This is a genomic window from Paenibacillus sp. FSL R7-0331, from assembly GCF_000758645.1.
GTDB lineage: Bacteria > Bacillota > Bacilli > Paenibacillales > Paenibacillaceae > Paenibacillus_AQ > Paenibacillus_AQ camerounensis.
The window spans coordinates 6,538,208-6,557,722 of the sequence record NZ_CP009284.1 but is presented as its reverse complement, the minus strand read 5'-3'; the positions used below and the strand labels follow the sequence as shown (position 1 = coordinate 6,557,722).

General features: G+C 54.9%; 13 protein-coding genes and 1 pseudogene. All 14 read left to right on the top strand.

Features of this window, described 5'->3' with window-relative positions; genetic code table 11:
- The first annotated feature begins 6 nt into the window (after nt 1-6).
- The 14 genes and pseudogenes from R70331_RS28610 (at nt 7) to R70331_RS28545 (ending at nt 19,473) form a co-directional block, all read left to right on the top strand.
- Nucleotides 7-402, top strand: coding sequence for a Fur family transcriptional regulator (locus R70331_RS28610; RefSeq protein ID WP_042181424.1), 396 nt, complete (start codon nt 7-9; stop codon nt 400-402).
- 238 nt (nt 403-640) lie between these two features.
- The gene (locus tag R70331_RS28605) at nt 641-2,632 is read left to right on the top strand and encodes a methyl-accepting chemotaxis protein (RefSeq protein ID WP_042181421.1); all 1,992 of its coding nucleotides are present in this window, start codon (nt 641-643) and stop codon (nt 2,630-2,632) included.
- Between the two features lie 94 nt (nt 2,633-2,726).
- Nucleotides 2,727-3,539 (top strand): uroporphyrinogen-III synthase, encoded by an 813-nt coding sequence (locus tag R70331_RS28600; protein ID WP_042181419.1) that lies wholly within the window; start codon nt 2,727-2,729, stop codon nt 3,537-3,539.
- A gap of 279 nt (nt 3,540-3,818) precedes the next feature.
- Nucleotides 3,819-4,451 (top strand): ThuA domain-containing protein, encoded by a 633-nt coding sequence (locus R70331_RS28595; RefSeq protein ID WP_042181417.1) that lies wholly within the window; start codon nt 3,819-3,821, stop codon nt 4,449-4,451.
- Between the two features lie 106 nt (nt 4,452-4,557).
- Entirely contained in the window at nt 4,558-4,944 is a 387-nt protein-coding gene (locus R70331_RS28590) for a phasin family protein (RefSeq protein ID WP_042181414.1), read from the top strand.
- Nucleotides 4,945-6,621, top strand: a complete 1,677-nt coding sequence (locus R70331_RS28585; RefSeq protein WP_042181412.1) for an ABC1 kinase family protein — start codon at nt 4,945-4,947, stop codon at nt 6,619-6,621.
- Nucleotides 6,622-7,088: 467 nt separating this feature from the next.
- Nucleotides 7,089-8,630, top strand: a pseudogene (locus tag R70331_RS28580) (DEAD/DEAH box helicase); the annotation flags it as partial.
- 675 nt (nt 8,631-9,305) lie between these two features.
- The gene (locus R70331_RS28575; RefSeq protein WP_042181408.1) at nt 9,306-10,259 is read left to right on the top strand and encodes a M15 family metallopeptidase; all 954 of its coding nucleotides are present in this window, start codon (nt 9,306-9,308) and stop codon (nt 10,257-10,259) included.
- 185 nt (nt 10,260-10,444) lie between these two features.
- The gene (locus R70331_RS28570; RefSeq protein WP_042181406.1) at nt 10,445-10,921 is read left to right on the top strand and encodes a glutathione peroxidase; all 477 of its coding nucleotides are present in this window, start codon (nt 10,445-10,447) and stop codon (nt 10,919-10,921) included.
- Between the two features lie 269 nt (nt 10,922-11,190).
- A complete protein-coding gene (locus R70331_RS28565) occupies nt 11,191-12,825 on the top strand; it encodes a formate--tetrahydrofolate ligase (RefSeq protein ID WP_042181404.1) in 1,635 nt (544 codons plus the stop codon).
- A gap of 370 nt (nt 12,826-13,195) precedes the next feature.
- The gene (locus R70331_RS28560) at nt 13,196-14,560 is read left to right on the top strand and encodes an FAD-dependent oxidoreductase (RefSeq protein WP_042181402.1); all 1,365 of its coding nucleotides are present in this window, start codon (nt 13,196-13,198) and stop codon (nt 14,558-14,560) included.
- Nucleotides 14,561-14,814: 254 nt separating this feature from the next.
- Entirely contained in the window at nt 14,815-15,642 is an 828-nt protein-coding gene (locus tag R70331_RS28555; protein WP_042181400.1) for a formate/nitrite transporter family protein, read from the top strand.
- A 366-nt stretch (nt 15,643-16,008) separates the two neighbouring features.
- Nucleotides 16,009-18,105 (top strand): molybdopterin-containing oxidoreductase family protein, encoded by a 2,097-nt coding sequence (locus R70331_RS28550; protein WP_042181398.1) that lies wholly within the window; start codon nt 16,009-16,011, stop codon nt 18,103-18,105.
- Between the two features lie 150 nt (nt 18,106-18,255).
- Nucleotides 18,256-19,473 (top strand): MFS transporter, encoded by a 1,218-nt coding sequence (locus R70331_RS28545; RefSeq protein WP_042181396.1) that lies wholly within the window; start codon nt 18,256-18,258, stop codon nt 19,471-19,473.
- Nucleotides 19,474-19,515 lie beyond the last annotated feature (42 nt).

The window sequence follows — 19,515 nt, the reverse complement described above, 5'->3', positions numbered from 1 at the left end:
ATAACGATGAGAAACCTGAATTTAACCTCACAGCGGCAAGCCGTTTATGATATCGTCCGTAATTCGCATGACCATCCGACTGCTGCAGAAGTGATGAACCGGCTGGTAGAACAGGGGCATAACCTGGCCTACGGTACGGTCTACAATTCGCTGCGCTATCTTGCTGATAAACAGATGATCCGTGAGCTGAAGCTGGGGGAGACTGCCAGCAGATATGATGCCAAGATGGATGATCACCAGCATATCCTATGCGAGGTCTGCGGTGCGGTGGACGAAGTGATGACCCATGTGCCGCAGGAGTGGATGAGCAGCGTTGCCGCTGAGACCGGATATAAGATCTCTCATGCCCATGTTGTCTTTGGCGGCGTGTGCCCGGCATGCAGCAATAAAAGGCTGAATTAGGACCGGGGACACGTATATTACGGCGGATAGAAGCAGGACGGACTAATAGGAATATAATAAAAGACCGCTTTCATTAAAGCGGTCTTTTTTGCTGCGTTTATATAAAAATTATCAGATATTCTAGTACAATAACAATAATTAAAGCTGGGAAAAAGGGTTTTAAGCAGCGGTATATAATTATATAACATGGACAAGTCACTCATACTTAAGACCTAAACGAAAGAGAGCGTGAACCCCTTTGGGCAAAAAATTCCGCGTTAACATCCGTATGAAGCTTACCCTTACATACCTGCTCGTCCTTCTGGCACCAAGCCTGATTATCGGCTGGCAGACCTACGAATCAGCCAGCGGCAAAGTGGAAGAGCAGCTGGTGACCAGCGCTGCTGAAAGTGTAGATGCGGCCAACGCGATTATCAATGCCAACATAGAGTCCAGAATACACGATATTGAATATTTCGCGGCTCAGCTGACCGCAGATGCAGTCAATGCGGAGGCTGCCGGGACTGCGGCGTCTATTACAGCCCGGCTTAGGGAGTATGCGGCACTGCATCCGGATGTCCTGGATATTTATGTGGGAACCAGCCGGGCAGCGGTACTGCATGCCTCAGAAGCTGAACGGCCCGAGGGCTATGATCCCCGCAAAGAGAATTCCTATGTAAATGCACTGAAGAATGGCGGCGGAACGGTGCTTTCCCCTGCATTTCAGACTGTTAATAATGAGACGGCGATTGCCATTTCGGCTGTGCTGGGGAGCGGTAACGGGGTGGTGGCCCTGGATTTGGATCTGTCGGCTCTGGCTGAGCTTACTGGTATTAAAGTCGGCAAGCAGGGCTACATTTTCATTCTGGACAGCAGCAAAAAATTTCTGGTCCACCCGGTAGAGACAATCGGCCAGGAATCCTCCGAGCCGTTTGTGAAGAGGATGTTTGAGGCAGGGTCCGGCTCCTTTGACTATACCTATAAGGATTCGGACAAGAAAATGACCTTTATGCAAAATGAACTGACCGGCTGGAGAATCGGCGGAACAATTGATAAGAATGAGGTATCGGCTGCAACTGCCGATATCCGCCGGACAGCCCTTATAGTCATCGGAGTTTCGGTTGTACTGGCCCTTATTCTGATCTACTTCAACGTACAATCCATTCTGCGGCCGCTCGGCAGACTCCGTAAGGCTACGGCAGTCATTGCGCAGGGTGATTTATCCCAGGATATCGGAGCGTTCCGCCGGGATGAGATCGGCATGCTTGCCGATAATTTCGGGGTAATGGTTGCCAGTCTGCGCGGGATGATTATCAGTGTGCAGGAGATGACGGACGATGTATCCTCCTCTGCCGAAGAGCTGGCTGCCGGGGCGGATCAGACGACTAAGGCGATTGAGCATGTGACTGTAGCCATCCAGGAGGTTGCCGCAGGGACCGAGCGCCAGGTGGACAGCATCGAAAAAGGCACAGAGAGCACCGCGGCAACTGCGCATGAGGTCCAGCATATTTCCGGCTTCATGGAGCAGGTATCGGCGATGATGGACAAGACGTCGCTGTCTGCAGCGGAAGGTAATGAATCGGTCATCAGCGTGGTCGACAAAATCAACGGCATTCATGAAACGGTAGAGGAGCTGAGCGGTGTCATTGATTCGCTGAATGTGCGTATGGAGCAGATTCAGGGAATTGCCGGCGTCATTACCGGCATATCCCGCCAGACCAATCTGCTGGCGCTGAACGCCTCCATTGAGGCCGCGCGCGCGGGCGAACAGGGACGCGGCTTTGCAGTGGTTGCCTCAGAGGTGCGCAAGCTTGCTGAAGAGTCTGAGAAATCAGCGCGGATGATTTCGGAGCAGATCTCTTCGATTAACGGTGAGATGAAGCAGGCTACAGCAACCATGGAGGATGCCAGAAGCCGGGTGTCGGACGGCATTATGGCAGTCGATACCACCGGCCGCTCCTTCTCGCGGATCCGCAGGGCTGTAAAGGGTGCGGCGGAGAAAATTGAAGCGATGAACGGTGCGGTGCACACCCTATCAGCCGAAGCGGCCAGCATGGAGCGGGCGATCGGCGAAATCGGAGGCATCTCCAGGGAGGCGGCGGCCAATACAGAGACGATCTCTGCCGCCGCCCAGGAGCAGCTTGCAGCGGTGGAAGAGATTTCATCCTCAACGGCTAACTTAAGCCATCTGGCCGAAGAGCTGCAGAAGCTGGTCAGCCGCTTCAAGCTGCATGCGGAGAACAGGCAGTGATAGGACAGGAGGCTGCTTCGTGCTTTTCTTTTTAGACCCTTTGCAAGTATACTGGTAGACAATAATGCAGGGTTAACGAGGGGGAGCGAAGTTTATGGCAGAGCAGTTAAAAGGAATGACCGTTGCCCTTGCAGGGCCGCGCAAATCGGAAGAAATGGCCAAGCTGGTTGCGAATATGGGCGGTATCCCGCTGCTCCGGCCTGCCCAGGGGACGGTGTTTCTGGATGATGAGGCACTCCGCCAGGGTCTGGACACATGGATCAAGCAGCCGCCCGGCTGGTCGGTTCTTACTACCGGTATGGGGCTGGATGCGCTGTTTAATATGGCGGAGACCATGGGGAACGCCGGACGCTTTCTGGAAATTCTGGGCGCAGCGCCTATTGCGGCACGGGGCTATAAGACGGTCAATGCCCTTAAGAAGCGCGGGCTGGTTCCGGCCGTGCGTGATGATGACGGAAGCACCAGCGGTCTGATCCGCGGGCTGCAGGACCACAATCTGCAGGGAAAGGAAGTCGTACTGCAGCTGCACGGTGAATCTGCGCCCCGTCTAACCGCCTGGCTGGAAGGTGCGGGCGCGACGGTCCGGGAAGTGCAGCCCTACCGTCACACTCCCCCTGAGCCGGGCGCACTTGCGCTGCTGCTTGGTGAGATCCTTGAGGCAAAGGTGGATGCTGTAGCCTTCACCAGTGCACCGCAGTTCCGCTTCTTGTCGGAATATGCACGGGAGAACGGGAAGCTTGAGCAGCTGCTGCATGCGTTTGAGCAGGAGGTGCTGGCCGTTTCTGTAGGCAAGATTACCTCCCAGGCGCTGAAGGAGGAAGGCGTGGGGCGGATTGTAATGCCTGAGCATGAGCGGATGGGCAGTATGTTCGTTGAGCTGGGGCGTTATGCGGCTGCCCGCCGCTAGGGCAAGATGCGGCTGCCTTTTCCCGCTCCCTGTGAGCGGGAATTGTTTTTTGAAATATAAGAATTTATATGTTTTACGCTATCAATAATCCTTATATTTCTCGCAGAAACGGTTACCGCCTTCTCTGAAGGACGGCATAGCCGTTTCTACTTGGCCGTTTAATCTGCGGTTTAATATGAGATTTACGTTCCATGATCATGGACATCCAAGGCAGTTTTCCTTAAAATAATAGCAACGTATATGACAAAATCTGCTGCAAGAATCATGAAGGAGGATCCTATGGACAAGAGAAAATGCCTGCTCCTGGGCGACTACACTCATCCCCGTTTTCACCCTCTTCAGGGTGTGGACCAACAAATTGGCGAAATTCTGAACGATCTGCTGACCGTTCAGTGTTCAGAGAATAAAAAGCTGCTGCTCGGCGAGCATCTGGCGGGATACGATTTATGCATAGCTTATAACGAGCTGTGGAACGAGACGGTCTCCCCCCAGCAGACTGCGGGTTTGCTCAGTTACGTGAGCGGAGGAGGCGGTCTGATCGTGCTGCATACCGGTATTTCGCTGGCGAAACGGTACGAGCTGGCCGGTCTGATCGGAGCAAGGTTTACGACCCATCCGCCGTATGCTCCGCTTAACTTCAAAGTGCGTGAGCATGATATTACAGAGGGCATTGAAGATTTCCAGCTCGATGAGGAGCCTTACCGCTTTGAATTCGATCCGTTCACGGAAAAAACAGTGCTGCTGGAATACGAGGCTGACGGAGAGACCTACCCGGCAGCCTGGTGCCACCGCTACGGGCAGGGACGTGTTGTATTCCTGATGCCCGGCCATCATGAGCCGACTTTCCGCCATCCTGCCATCCGCGAGCTGATCCTGCGGGCGGCTACATGGGCGGCGCGTATTCCAAGATAATCTTATTGCTCGGTTTAACATTTGCCCCTTGCCGCCTGGATTTTGTGAAATAGGCCGTCAAGGGGTATACTTTATCCATAACTGGAATCTTTGGGAGGAAAAAGCTATGAGCGATCTGTTCAAAAAAGCAATCTCACTAGGAGTAGGCCTCACCATTGTCAGCAAAGAAAAGGTCGAAAAGGCAGTAGATGAGCTAGTCAAACGGGGGGAGCTGGCTCCCTCGGAATCCAAAGCGCTGGTAGACCGGCTTGTGGAGCGCGGAGAAGAAGAGCGCGGTGCATTCAAAACCACCGTGCAGGAGCAGGTACAGAAGGTGTTAAAGGAACTGAAAGTGCCCGTGCAGAGTGATATTGCCGAGCTTGAGGCCCGGATTGCTGTCCTGGAGCGGCGCGTAGCCGAGCTGGAAGGCGGCACCGCTGATGCTCCTGCCTCAGATGCTGTCTCTGCCGGTGACGCCCGGGAAGACATTCTGACGGATACGCGTACGGATTAAATGGCAGTAAGAATCAGACATGCCGGACGGTACCGGACCATTGCCATGGCGCTTATGCGTCATGGCTTCGGTTATATGGTGGAGGAGCTGGGCCTCAATCATCTGCTGTCCCTGCCGCGCCGGATGATGACCCATGAGACGCATGCCGCCCTGACGCTCGGAGAGCGTATCCGGCGGGTACTCGAGGATCTGGGGCCGACCTTTGTAAAGCTGGGACAGCTTGCCAGCACCCGCTCAGACCTGCTGCCCGAGTCCATTATCGCCGAGCTGGTTAAACTGCAGGACAGCGTACCGCCGTTCCCGGCGGAGACTGCACGCAGCATTGTAGAGCAGGAATTGGACCAGCCGCTGCATGATGTTTTTGAATCCTTTGAGAATACGCCCATCGCCGCCGCTTCGATCGGCCAGGTACACCGGGCTGTGCTGCACGGCGGAGTGAGCGTGGCGGTTAAGATACAGCGTCCGGGTGTTACACGCACGATGCACCGGGATCTTGAGATACTGCAGGACTTAAGCATTTTGGCTGAGAAAAAGCTGGACTGGGCGAAGCAGTACGGGCTGGCAAGGATGACCGAGGAATTCTCGCGCTCCCTGCTGGCCGAGCTGGACTATGCCCAGGAGGGCCGAAACGCCGAGCGTATCGCCGCTCAGCAGCCGGATCAGGCCAAAGGCAAGGTGGCCATTCCAGCTATTTACTGGGACTTCAGCTCGGCCCGGGTCCTGACCATGGAATACGTCAGCGGTATTACGCTGAACCGCCGGGAGGAGCTGCTTGCGCGCGGGCTGAAGCTTAAGACCGTGGCACAGCAGCTGGTCGAGATGATGCTGGACCAGATTTTTATACATGGCTTCTTTCATGCCGACCCGCATCCCGGCAACGTGATGCTGCTGGAGAACGGCAAGCTGGCGCTGATTGATTTCGGGATGGTCGGACGGCTCAGTGAAGAGATGAAGGATAGCCTGTCAGCGCTCATTATCGCGCTGATGCGGAGAAATACCGATTCGATGGTACGTGCTATTCTGCGTCTGGGGGTTATTCCCGAGGATGCCGACCGTGCCGCCCTGCGTGATGATATGGACCGGCTGCGCGAGTCTTATTACGATATTCCGTTCAATCAGGTCAGCATCGGTAAGGCGCTGAATGATCTGTTCGGCATCGCGCGCAAGCACCGGCTGGTCATCCCGCCTGATCTGGCTATGCTCGGCAAGACAATGCTTACCCTGGAGGGTGTAGTGGCCAATTTGGACCCGTCGTTCAGTATTGTGCAGATGGCTGAGCCGTTCGGCAGGCAGCTGCTCAAGCAGCGGTTCAGCGGCAGCCGGGTGCAGCGCAAGCTGCTCGGCGGAATAGCCGACCTGGCCGAAAGCCTGGTGGAGCTGCCGTCGCAGGCCCGCCAGCTATCGGCGCTGATCAGCAGCGGCAAGCTGAAGGTTGAGGTCGGCCTGCCGGAGCTGAAGAACCTGGAGCACAAGTTCAGCCGGGTGGGCAACCGCCTGTCGTTCAGCATTGTGCTGCTGGCCTTCAGCATTATTATGGCCGGCCTGATCATCGGCACCTCCCTGCGCGGCGCTCCGTCGCTGCTGTGGGATTTTCCGACCGTTGAAATCGGCTCGGTCATTGCGCTGCTGATGGTGATCTGGCTGCTGCTGTCGATCTTTAAGTCGGGGCGGTTCTAGCCGGTACCATTATTATTTTCAAGCTATTTACACAAAGACCCCAAGATCAAGTACAATAAGAAGGATAACTTTCTAAGAATATAAGAATGTATATGTTCTACGCTATAGACCATCCTTATATTTTGCGCAGAAACGGATACCGTCCTGTTCAGGACGGCAAAGCCGCTTCTTCTTGGCTTACTGTTTCCGGAGGCTGAGACCGGACAGACTATTGTATAGAGTGTAATGGAACGCAAAAGGAGTGCCGTCATGAATGTCCGGTGGATCGCTGCTGCCCTAGAAACCGTACTTTGACCGCACTTTTACAGGGTGAGAGGCGGCAAATGGGACGGAAGAATCCGGGTGGACGGGTTCTTCCGCTTTTGTATGCCTCCTTAATGAGGGAATTGAATCGTACATTACTCCGTAAATGGATGCCTATAAGTTATGTATATTTGTAAATTTAAGAATTTAGTGAGGTGGAGCCATTGTCAGGTTTCAAGGGTTTAGGAGTTTCAGAAGTATTAACCGATCTGTTAAAGGGACAAGGTATCGTCAAGCCGACGCCGGTCCAGGAAGAATCCATTCCGCCGCTGGTGCAGGGACTGGACGTTATTGCCAGAGCAAAGACCGGGACAGGGAAGACGCTGGCTTTTCTGCTGCCGATTATGGACAAGATCCGCGTGGAGGCACCGTATCCGCAGGCGCTGATCCTTGCTCCGACACGTGAGCTGGCGCTGCAGATCACTGAAGAGGCGCGCAAGCTGGCGCGTCATACCGGCGTGAAGATCCTGGCCGTCTACGGCGGACAGGATGTCGAGAAGCAGCTGCGCAAGCTGGAGGGCGGACGCCACCTGATTATCGGGACTCCGGGACGGCTGCTTGACCATCTGCGCCGTGAAACACTGGACCTCGGCGGCGTGAAAATGCTCGTGCTGGATGAAGCGGACCAGATGCTGCATATGGGCTTCCTGGAGGATGTAGAGACCATTATTACAGCGGTTCCTTACCGCCGCCAGACGATGCTGTTCTCGGCGACGATGCCGGACGCGATCAAGCGCCTGGCTGCGAATTATATGAAAGAGCCGCTGGATATCATTATCAAGAGCGGATCTTCGATTCCGCTGGAGAATATCCGCCAGCAGGTTGTAGAGGTCTCGGACCGTAATAAGGAAGACGCGCTGCAGGCGCTGATCGAGCGGGACCGCCCTTATCTGGCGATTATATTCTGCCGGACCAAGCGCCGGGTGTCGAAGCTGAATGAAGCGCTGCAGGCTGCAGGCTATGACTGCGACGAGTTGCACGGCGATCTGTCCCAGGCCAAACGTGAAGCCGTCATGAAGCGGTTCCGCGATGCGAAGCTGCAGCTGCTGGTTGCTACGGACGTTGCCGCCCGCGGTCTTGACGTTGAAGGGGTTACCCATATCTTCAACTATGACCTGCCGCTGGATGCGGACAGCTATATCCACCGGATCGGCCGTACCGGCCGGGCCGGCGGCAAAGGCCTGGCGATTACCCTCGCCTCACCGCGTGAAGCCAACCTGCTCGATCTGATCGAGCACGGCACCTCCCAGCGGCTGGACCGCCGCCGCTACGAGAAGGATGAATTCGGCGTCGGCGAATTCACCTCTGTGCAGGGCGGCTCCCCGCGGGGCGGCCGCCGCAGTGCGCCGGAGCCCGCCCGTGCCGGGCGCGGCGGGCGCAGCCAGGGACGCAGCGGCGGAGCGCCGCGTGCGGAAGCCGGTGCGCGCCAGGGCGGGCGCGCACGCGGTAAAGAGGCAGGCGGCTGGGACGCGCCTGCAGAGGGCCGCGGACGCAGCGAAGCGTCCGCGGGCAAGCGCAGCGCCTATGACGCAGCTGCGCGTAGAGGCGGGGACTCCGCCGGCCGCAGCGCGGCGAAGCCAAGACCGGGCGGCGGCTATGGCAGCTTCGACGCCCGCAGCAATGCGGCGGCTGCAGATTCTGCAGCCGGAGCGAACGCCGCCGGCAAGCGCGGCGGCAGAGGGGCCGCCGGTTCCAAGGGCGGCCCGAGCAGCGGCTACAGCACCAATGTATCCAGAGGTGCGGAAGCCGGGGGCTTCAGCTACGGCGCATCCAAGGGCGCCGGCTCCGGTGAGGGTTATAACCCGGGCGGGGCTAAAGCCAGCCCGAAACATAGAGCCAATGTGGCGCGCAGCAATGAAGCAGGCGCGTGGAGCGCATCTCCGCCGGCTAAGGGCGGCAGCTCCCGCGGCGGAAGAAGTGCAGGCGGCGCATCCAAGGGTACCGGCCAGGGCGGCAAAGGCAGCTATGGCAGCTACGGTACCGGCGGCGCAAAAGGCGGTAAAGGCGGCTCCGGCGCTGGCGGACGGAATAGCGGCGGCGGCTCGCGGGGCGGACGCAATGGCGGTTCCGGCGGCTCACGCGGCGGACGCGGCTCATCCAGATAAAGGCGCTTTAATGTACAGATAAATCCTGTTACCATAGGACGGCCTGCTTAACCGGGGCCGTCCTATGGTAACATTTTTTTTGGCATTGATTCCGGCCTAACAGGCCCGGTCGCCGAATCAAAGGCACTTCTGCCAGAGGGCACTCATTACATTAAATTTAACTTTTTGAAACATTTTTGACGTAATGCTTGTCTATAATGAAAATTGTAAATAACGTTTCACCGCAGAGCAGCAGGTTAAGCATTGATAAACCAACTTGAGAGGAAGCAGCAGCATATGTCCAGAACCGCCAAAGTTATTATTTTATTTATAGCCGTTATCGCCGTCGGCTGGGGAATCGGCAAATATACATCACCGTCACCCTCGGCTTCGCAGGAAGAAGGGGCATCTGCCGGTACCGGCGACGGGGTCCTGGCTCCACCGGTTGCTGAGCCGGAGGCATCCGCTGAGCCATCAGCTGTACCGGTTGCTACCCCGCAGGCCACTGCTGCACCGCAGCAGACAGACTCTGGTACAGAGGACGAGCCGTCCGCAGCACCAACAGCCAAGCCGGAGCCGACTGACAAGCCGGCGGCAACGTCCAGACCGGCTGCAACAGCCAAGCCTTCCGGGGGCAGCGGGTCAGAAGGTGCCGAGCTCACCGCCGCAGAGCCGGATAGCGTAACGGTGATGGTCAATAAGCAGTACAAGCTGCCGGACGGATACAAGCCGGCGGATCTGGTGTATCCGGAGGTGCCGTTTCTTTTCTCTGAGAAGATTGAGAAGCGGATGATGCGCAAGACGGCCGCTGCCGCGCTTGAGAAGATGTTTGCAGGCGCAAAGAGTGACGGTATCCATCTTGCCGGCGTGTCCGCCTACCGCTCCGAAAAGACCCAGACCACGCTGTTTAACAACTATGTAAAAAGAGACGGCGAGGACAAGGCCCGTACCTACAGTGCTGTTCCCGGACACAGCGAGCATCAGACAGGCCTGGCGATCGACATTTCAGGCAGTGACGGCAAGTGCGCCGCTGAGAGCTGCTTCGGCGGGACGAAGGAAGCCGAATGGCTGGCTGCCCATGCCGCAGAATACGGCTTTATTATCCGCTACCCTGAAGGCAAGCAGGCGATTACCGGCTATAAATACGAGCCATGGCATGTGCGTTATGTGGGGCAGGAGATTGCCGGAGATATTGCTGAAAGAGGTATTACCCTGGAGGAATATTACGACGCCGTTCCGGTGTCTAACTAGCACGCAGCGGTCCCGGTATCGGGGCCGTTTTTTGGTAGGAGCGGCACCGGCTGGCCTATATGCTTGTCAAGCTGGCCCGGCGCTGATTCCGCTTATCTGATTCCCGCATCCTCCGTTTTTGTGTTCGCACAGCGGTATAAGGTATGATGACATTGACCCATAGCAGCTGAAAGGATGATGAGCCAATGTCGATCTACAGTTTTGCCGCAGTTACACCTTCGGGTAAGGAAGTGCCGCTTAAGGATTATGAAGGCAAGGTGCTGCTGATAGCCAATACGGCCAGTAAGTGCGGGCTTACCCCGCAGTACGGGGACCTTCAGAAGCTGTATGAGCAATACGGGGATAAAGGGCTGGTGGTGCTTGGTTTTCCTTGCAATCAGTTTGCCGGCCAGGAGCCGGGAACAAGTGAAGAGGCTGAGGAGTTCTGCCAGATTAACTACGGAGTGAAGTTTCCTGTATTCGCCAAAACCGATGTTAACGGCCCGGAAGCAAGCCCGCTGTTCGAATATTTGAAGGACCGGCAGCCGGGAACAGGGGACAGCAGTGACATCCAGTGGAACTTCACTAAATTCCTGGTAGACCGCAGCGGTAATGTAACAGCCCGGGTTGAGCCGAAGGAGTCACCGGAGACGATGAAGGGGCTTATCGAGTCCCTGCTCTAATCAGGCAGCGCAGCTGCAATCCATTGTGTTAGTTCAGCCAGCCCTTCCGCACCGGCCGCAGCCGGCGGCGGAGGGCTTTTTACATTATTAATCGTATAGGCCGGCGGGCATGCTATGAAAATAATCCTTGACGCTTTTCACGGAAAATGTATTCTTTGAAGAGGAAACATCAACGTGGCGTTATTACATACAGACATACAGAGCATCTTTCAGGATGGAGTCACCGGCAAGCAGAGCAGGATAATACGGCAGGAGGGTTTTATACAGTTATGAGGTTAATTACAGAGGTAGCAGCGGCAGCGGGAATAGACGGGGAGCATCTGGAATTGTACGGCAAATATAAAAGCAAGCTGGCCCCTTCCCTGTGGGAAGAGGTAAAGCATAAGCCGGACGGCAAGCTGGTGCTGGTTACCGCAGTCAATCCTACCCCGGCCGGAGAGGGCAAGACACTGACGACAATCGGGCTGTCACAGGCGCTGAATGCAGCGGGAGTCCGGGCGGTAGCAGCACTCCGGGAGCCGTCACTCGGCCCCTGCCTGGGCATGAAGGGCGGAGCAACAGGCGGCGGCAAAGCGCAGATAGTTCCTTCCGATGAGATCAATCTTCATTTTACAGGCGACATTCACGCCGTAACTTCTGCGCATAACCTGTTGTCAGCGATGATTGACAATCATATCTTTCAGGGGAATGCCCTCGGGCTTGATCCGCAGCGTATTGTCTGGAAGCGTGTTATGGATATGAATGACCGGAGCCTGCGGAGCATTGTGACCGGGCTGGGTGACGGCAACGGGACCGTGCGGGAGAGCGGGTTCCAGATTACGACAGCGTCCGAAATTATGGCCGTACTATGCCTGTGTGATGATCTTGCCGATCTGAAAAAGCGGCTGAGCCGCATGCTGGTCGGTTATGATGTGCTGGGCCAGCCGGTTACAGCCAAGGATATCGGGGCTGTCGAGGCGATGACTGCGCTGCTTAAAGAAGCGGTGAAGCCCAATCTTGTACAGACGCTGGAGGGAACACCGGTCATTATTCACGGGGGGCCTTTTGCTAATATTGCCCATGGCTGCAGCAGTGTAATCGGAACCCGCTATGCGCTCAAGCTGGGCGAAGTGGTGGTTACAGAGGCCGGCTTCGGGGCTGACCTCGGTGCAGAAAAGTTCATGGATATTAAGTGCCGCCAGGCCGGGCTTACCCCGGATGCAGCGGTGCTTGTCGTTACTGTTAAATCACTGAAATACAACGGCGGTGTACGTAAAGAGGAGCTGTATGAAGGCAATCGTGCCGCCCTGCTGTCAGGACTGGCGAACATGGAGCGCCATATTGAGAATCTGGGTAAATTCGGTGTCCCTGTGCTGGTAGCGCTGAACCACTTTGAGGGCGATGCGCCTGATGAGGTGAATGATGTGCTGGAAGCCTGCCGCCGCCTGGGTGTGCCTGCGGCAATCTCAAAGGTATGGGCTGAGGGGGGAGCCGGCGGCCTGGAGCTGGCAGCGGAACTGACCAAGCTGCTGGACCGCGAGCCTTCCGGGACGTTTGCTCCGCTTTATGCGGATCAGCTTGATATTCCGTCGAAGATTAACACAATCGTTACTGAAATTTACCGCGGTACCGGAGTGTCCTACTCCCCGGCGGCCAAACGCAGCCTGGCTGTTATTGAGAAGCTTGGTCTGCAGCAGCTCCAGGTATGTATGGCCAAAACACCGTACTCCTTCTCCGACCAGCCGAGACTACTGGGTGCGCCGGAAGGCTTCACGATGGGGGTACGGGATATCACCCTGTCACTTGGTGCCGGATTTGCTGTTGTCATTACCGGCAGCATTGTTACCATGCCGGGTCTTCCCGCCAAACCGGCTGCTGAAGGGCTGCTGGTCGATGAGGACGGCGTACTGCACGGCCTGGTATAGGCTCATCTAAATGAAAAAAAATGAATGCTCTCCCTGAGCCAGGCGGCTTGCCGCTATGGTATCAGGGATTTTTTTTGGGTAAAAATAAATAGGCGCCTATCGCATATACCCGGATTCCTTACACCGCTGATTCCTGCCGCCAGCAGACATAAACTCCGCCTGATTGGGGAAAATAACATAACCGGAGCAGCATGCTGCTGCAGGTAACAAACCAGAAGGTAATCCAAATTGTGAACAATGTGAGAAAAATCACAATTATACTTGTAATGTGAGAAAAATCACAATATAATCAACGTATAAAGTGAAATTAATCACATACGCAAACAAATATTAAATAAATATGCTTGCCAATTTGGAGGAGGAAGAAATCATGAAAGTAGCAGTCATTGGATGTACCCATGCCGGAACCGCCGCAATTGTTAATACCGCACAGCTTTACCCGGACGCCGAGATTACGGTGTACGAGCGCAATGATAACATCTCATTCCTGTCGTGCGGCATTGCCCTATATGTAGGCGGAGTAGTTAAGGACCCGCAAGGCCTGTTCTATTCGTCACCGGAAAAGCTGGCTGAACTCGGTGTTACCACCAAGATGCGCCATGAAGTCATTAAGGTAGATACCGCCGCCAAAACACTGCGTGCCCGCAACCTGGCAACCGGTGAGGAATTTAATGATACGTATGATAAGCTGATTATGACTACCGGCTCCTGGCCGATTATCCCTAAGCTTGAGGGAATGGATCTGGACGGTATCCTGCTCTCCAAAAACTATAACCACTCGAACACCATTATTGAGCGGGCTGAGCAGGTAAAAAGAATTACTGTTGTCGGCGCAGGTTATATCGGGGTAGAGCTTGTTGAAGCCTTCCAGATGAACGGCAAGCAAGTGACCCTGATTGACGGCGAGGAGCGTATTCTGAGTAAGTATCTGGATGAGGAATTTACAGCTCCGATCCAAAAATCGCTTGAGGATCACGGCATTAAGCTGGCGCTTGGTGAAAAAGTAAGCTCTTTTGCCGGAGAGAACGGTAAAGTAACCAAGGTTATTACGAGCAAAGGCGAGCACGAAACGGATCTGGTCATTCTCTGCATCGGCTTCCGCCCGAATACAGAGCTGCTTAAGGGCCAGGTGGATATGCTGCCGAACGGGGCGATTATGGTCAATGATTATATGCAGACCAGCCTGCCGGATGTATTTGCTGCCGGAGACAGCTGCGCGATCCATTACAATCCGACCGGACAGCATGCTTATATTCCTCTTGCGACCAATGCGGTCCGTATGGGTACACTGGTTGCCCGCAATCTGGTGTCAAACACTATCCCATATATGGGCACACAGGGAACGTCAGGCATCAAAATTTATGAAGATAATATTGCCGGAACCGGCCTGACTGAAGAAGCAGCCAAGGCAGAAGGTATGGAGGTAGAGAGCGTTATGATTACCGACAACTACCGTCCGGAATTTATGCCGACTGTGGAGGAGGTTCAGCTGAAGGTAGTCTATGCCCGCGGCACACGCCGGATTCTCGGAGCACAGATTATGTCCAAAATGGACCTGACCCAGTCGATCAATACGGTGTCGGTCTGCATCCAGAACCGGATGACGGTAGACCAGCTGGCCTTTATCGACTTCTTCTTCCAGCCGCACTACAACAAGCCGTGGAACTTCCTGAACACTGCCGGCCTGCAGGCTCTTCCCAAGACGGTAGAACGCAAAGAGCCAGTGACCGTATAAAAAATATAAATATAATCAGGACCGGAGCCGCTGAGGCTCCGGTTTTTTTACTCTGTATACATACCGGCGCATGAACTGTTACTGTGTTTTTTTTAACATTCATCTCATTTGTGCTTGTGCTAAATTTGACATGTCAGTGAAAACTTTCACGAAGCGTTTCTTGTGGTGATATTTATCACGTTAATGTGATTAGGATCACGTTACAATGAGATAAAGGAACAAATTTTAAGTAATTTTCAAAGGAGATAGGAATCATGGCATACAACAAACCGCAACAGATTGCCGAGGTAACGGTAGAGAACGGAATCAAGAAGGCCCATAACCCGCTTGCAGCCGTACTAATTCTCGGTTTTCTGGGAGGGGCATTTATTTCACTCGGATTTTTACTTGATATTCGCGTTATAGCGAATGCTCCGGCAGAATGGGGCTCCATCGCTAACTTTATCGGGGCTGCTGTTTTCCCGGTCGGACTGATAATGGTGCTGCTGGCCGGCGGGGAGCTGCTGACCGGTAATATGATGGCTGTGCCGCTTGCTTTTATAGCGAAGAAGATTTCGTTCTGGGACGTCATTAAGAATCTGGTGCTGATTACGCTCAGCAACCTGGCAGGCGCCCTGTTTGTTGCTTATTTCTTCGGTCATGTGGTCGGTCTGACGGCTGAAGGTGTATACCTGGAGAAGCTAATCAGCATGGCTGAGCATAAGATTGATGTAACTTTCGTACAGGCCTTTGTGTCCGGGATCGGCTGTAACTGGCTGGTAGCCCTTGCGGTATGGCTCTCTTACGGAGCAGATAATTTCAGCGGTAAAATCCTCGGTATCTGGTTCCCGACTATGGCGTTCGTAGCCATTGGCTTCCAGCACGTCGTAGCCAACATGTTCCTGATCCCTGCTGCTATATTTGAGGGACACTTCACCTGGCTTGATTATTTCAATAACTTCGTTCCGGTATGGCTCGGTAATCTTACCGGGGGGGCGGTCTTTGTAGCAGCGGCTTATTATATGACTTACCTGCGCAAAGCGCCAGCGGCAGTTAGCCCGGTAGAAGGGGTATCAAGCTCCAGCGTGAAGAAGCATGCCTAGACCGCAATATTAAGATAAGAGAATATAATAAAGACACTGCTAGCGTGTCCGTCACCTCCTGCTTAGTACGCAGACAGGAGAGCGGAACCGCCGGCAGTGTCTTTTTGTATCTGAACCTTAAAATTGGAGCAGAAGATAACACAAAATTCGCCGTGCTGATCCGGCTCGGGGGAACGAAACCGGATATCACGGCGAATAAATAGGGAGTGTTTCATATGCTCTATTACCCGGACATACTAAGATCGAATCAGGCTGGTTCGGGTGATTTTCTTTACGCTGGGGTGCAGCCAATATACAATGGACAGATGAGCAGTCTGATCAAAATAGAATGTGAATTCACCTGAAATGTAAAGGAGGACATCAGCCTTGAAGCATAGCAAAGACGGTATATTTCCGGCGGTATGTCCGCTGGACTGCCCTGATACCTGCGGCCTGCTGCTGCACAAGCAGGACGGACGGATCGTAAAGGTTGAGGGTAACCCTGCACATCCCGTTACCAAAGGGGCGATCTGCAACAAGGTGCGGAACATGGCCGGCCGGGTGCATCATCCGGAGCGGCTGATGCACCCGCTGCGCCGCACAGGCCCCAAGGGCAGCGGTGCCTTTGAACAGATCAGCTGGGAAGAGGCAATCACTGAGATTGCCGGACGTTATAAGCAGCTGTCTGCCGAATACGGGCCGGAGAGCATCCTGCCGTATTACTTTTATGGGAATATGGGTGTGCTCAGCGTGGGCGGGATGGACCGCCGGTTCTTTAACCGGCTTGGCGCAAGCCGGCTGAACGCTAAAATCTGCAGCGCAGCCGGAACGGCCGGCTGGGTCTATACAATGGGTATGGACGGAGGGGCCAGTCCGGAGGATACGGTGAACGCCGATCTGATTATCGTCTGGGGCGGCAACATTGTGAGCACCAACATGCATCAGGTTGTGTTTGCGGAGCAGGCGCGCAAACGCGGCGCGAAGATTGTTGTCATTGATGTGCACCGCAACCGGACCGCCCAGTGGGGCGACTGGTTCCTGCCGCTGTATCCAGGGACGGATGCTGCACTGGCGCTTGGCCTGATGCACATTCTGTTCCGCGACGGGCTGACGGATGAAGCTTTTCTGCAAAAGTTTACTGTAGGACATGAGGAGCTGCGCCAGCAGGCACTGGGCTATCCGCCGGAGCTGGTATCAGAGATAACCGGTGTGCCTGCAGCGGACATCGAGCAGCTGGCGAGGCTGTACGGTGAAGCTAAAGTGCCGTATATCCACATTGGCAACGGGCTGCAGCATCATGACAACGGCGGGATGAATGTCCGCAGTATTGCCTGCCTGCCGGCGCTGGTCGGTGCCTGGCTGAAGCCGGGAGGCGGAGCGATTAAGTCCAACGGCGACTACAGCTCTGTTAATTCGCAGGCTCTGGCCCGGCCGGAGCTGCGGAGTAACCCGCAGGCACGCAGCATTAACATGAACCGGATCGGAGAGGTGCTGGCGCAGCAGGAGCAGCCGGTTAAGAGCTTGTTCGTCTACGGCACTAATCCGCTGGTTGTGGCGCCGAATGCCGACAAGGTAAAGGCGGGTTTTGCCCGGGAGGACCTGTTCACGGTCGTGCATGATCTGTTCATGACCGATACGGCGATGTATGCCGATATTGTGCTGCCGGCAACTTCAACCTTTGAAAATACTGACTTGTACAGCTCGTATTGGCATCATTATATACAGCTGCAGGAGCCGGTGCTGGAGCGGCAGGGTGAGTGCAAGAGCAATGTGGAGCTTTTCTCGCTGCTGGGACAAGCTATGGGCTTTGAATCTGAGATCTTCGGCCAGTCTGAGGAGGAGATGATTGCTGAGGCGCTTAATTATCCGGACAATCCGTATTTGAACGGGGTAACGCCAGAGCGGCTGAAGGCCGAGCGGTTCGTCAAGCTGGATATGTCGCCGAAGGCGCATTTTCTGGAGTCGCTGCCGACCCCTTCCGGCCGGATCGAGCTTTACTCTGCAGCCATGGAGGAAGCCGGCCTGCCGCCGCTGCCTGTCTATACACCGCTGAAGGAAGGCTACGACGGAGTACGGCGTCCGGAGCAGGGGGCCGATTATCCGCTGATGTTCATTTCGCCGCCGAACCATAATTTCCTCAATTCAACCTTTGGCAATGTGGAGAAGCATCAGAAGATGGAGAAAGCGCCTGTCCTGCAGATTCATCCTGTAGATGCAGCAGCCCGTGAAATTGCGGATGGTGATGAGATCACTGTGTACAATGGCAGAGGTGTTGTGGAGATTACGGCTATGGTGACGGATAAAATGCTGCCGGGTACCGTAATCAGCCAGGGGCTGTGGTGGGGCGGCAAGGGAAAGAAGCAGCGTGTCAATGTGCTTACACCGGACCGGCTGAGCGATATGGACGGCGGGGCAACCTTTTTCTCGGCTACGGTGGAAGTGAAAAAGCGGGGAAGAGCTTTGGCTGTACCGGATTCTGTCTAGACCTTAGTTCTACACCCTACTGATGAATGAATATTTCTGTGTTTGGATGACGCGATAAAGCGTTGATGCACGAGCTTGCCCATCACCCTGTTTTGGTAAGATACTGGATGAATTGATCACATATAAGTAACAGGGGATGAAAGACAAGCCATGAAGTTTTTGCAGGACTATCCTAGAGAAATAAAAGTATTTCTGATCGCAAGCCTCGTTAATGCGACCGGCAGTGCACTCATGTGGCCGCTGGTAACGATGTATGTATTCGAGGAGCTTGGACGCAGCATGCAGGAGGCGGGAATCGTTATCGCGATCCAGTCGCTCGGAGGAATTGCCGGACAGCTGCTGGGCGGCTCGCTGTATCATAAGCTGGGGGTTAAACGGCTGATTGTCGGTGCTCTGGCCATGAATGCACTTGCCTTGTTCGCACTGCCTGTATCCAGCTCCAACTGGTATTTGTTCATGGTCGTTATGGGGCTGGTCGGTTTGTTCAATTCGATGGCACAGCCTGCCATTCAGGCTTTTGTCGGCTTCCGGTTCTCGGAGCGGCGCGGTGAGCTGTTCAACATTATTTATGTCGCGAATAATATCGGAGTTGCGCTCGGCACGATACTCAGCGGATTTTTGGCGGATATCTCCTATATGCTGAGCTTTGTAATGAACGGGTTAACTTCAGCCATTTTTGCTGTATTTTTCTTGATTTATCTGCGGACAATCACCAGTGCGCCGGTGCAAGAGCATATGCCGAACAGAACACGGACCCGGGAACAGTCAGGCTGGCGGCTGGCCGGCAATACCCGGCTCTACCTGTACATGTCGCTGGGAACCATGTTTCTGCTAATCGGCAACTCAGTCTGGAATACGGGTGTTTCCCCGTTTATTATTTCGGAAGGCTGGTCCAAAAGTCTCTACAGCTTCCTCTGGACGCTTAACGGTATTCTGATCTTTGCCGCCCAGCCGCTGGTCAGTCTGATCAAACGCTGGTTTGCCGGCACCTCCACCTCACAGATGACAGCTAGCGCCGTATTCTATTTAAGCGGCTACGCGGTTATCCTGCTGATGCCGAGCTATACCGGTATGGTGCTGGCAATGACGCTGGCTACGCTGGGTGAGATGCTGATCTCACCGGCAACTCCGGCCTTTATTGCGGATACCGCCGGACGTAACGCCCCGTTCTATATGGGACTCAGCGGGGGAATCGGAGCGGCCGGCAGAGTAATCGGCCCAGCCCTGATGGGCGGCCTGTTTGACCGGGGCGGGCTTGCCCCAACAGGCTGGCTTGCCTGCGCAATGGCGGTGCTGGCCGTGGGCTTCTTTATTATCCACGCTTACGCTAACCGCTCAGCCCGTAATCCGGTGCAAAATGCGGTATAATGGATGAAGCCGGCAACCGGCACAGCGGGAAATGTAGAGAAA

Coding starts and splice junctions, on each gene's coding strand:
- R70331_RS28610 (WP_042181424.1), top strand. CDS start 7: ATGAGAAACCTGAATTTAACCTCACAGCGGCAAGCCGTTTATGATATC.
- R70331_RS28600 (WP_042181419.1), top strand. CDS start 2,727: ATGGCAGAGCAGTTAAAAGGAATGACCGTTGCCCTTGCAGGGCCGCGC.
- R70331_RS28595 (WP_042181417.1), top strand. CDS start 3,819: ATGGACAAGAGAAAATGCCTGCTCCTGGGCGACTACACTCATCCCCGT.
- R70331_RS28590 (WP_042181414.1), top strand. CDS start 4,558: ATGAGCGATCTGTTCAAAAAAGCAATCTCACTAGGAGTAGGCCTCACC.
- R70331_RS28585 (WP_042181412.1), top strand. CDS start 4,945: ATGGCAGTAAGAATCAGACATGCCGGACGGTACCGGACCATTGCCATG.
- R70331_RS28575 (WP_042181408.1), top strand. CDS start 9,306: ATGTCCAGAACCGCCAAAGTTATTATTTTATTTATAGCCGTTATCGCC.
- R70331_RS28570 (WP_042181406.1), top strand. CDS start 10,445: ATGTCGATCTACAGTTTTGCCGCAGTTACACCTTCGGGTAAGGAAGTG.
- R70331_RS28565 (WP_042181404.1), top strand. CDS start 11,191: ATGAGGTTAATTACAGAGGTAGCAGCGGCAGCGGGAATAGACGGGGAG.
- R70331_RS28560 (WP_042181402.1), top strand. CDS start 13,196: ATGAAAGTAGCAGTCATTGGATGTACCCATGCCGGAACCGCCGCAATT.
- R70331_RS28555 (WP_042181400.1), top strand. CDS start 14,815: ATGGCATACAACAAACCGCAACAGATTGCCGAGGTAACGGTAGAGAAC.
- R70331_RS28545 (WP_042181396.1), top strand. CDS start 18,256: ATGAAGTTTTTGCAGGACTATCCTAGAGAAATAAAAGTATTTCTGATC.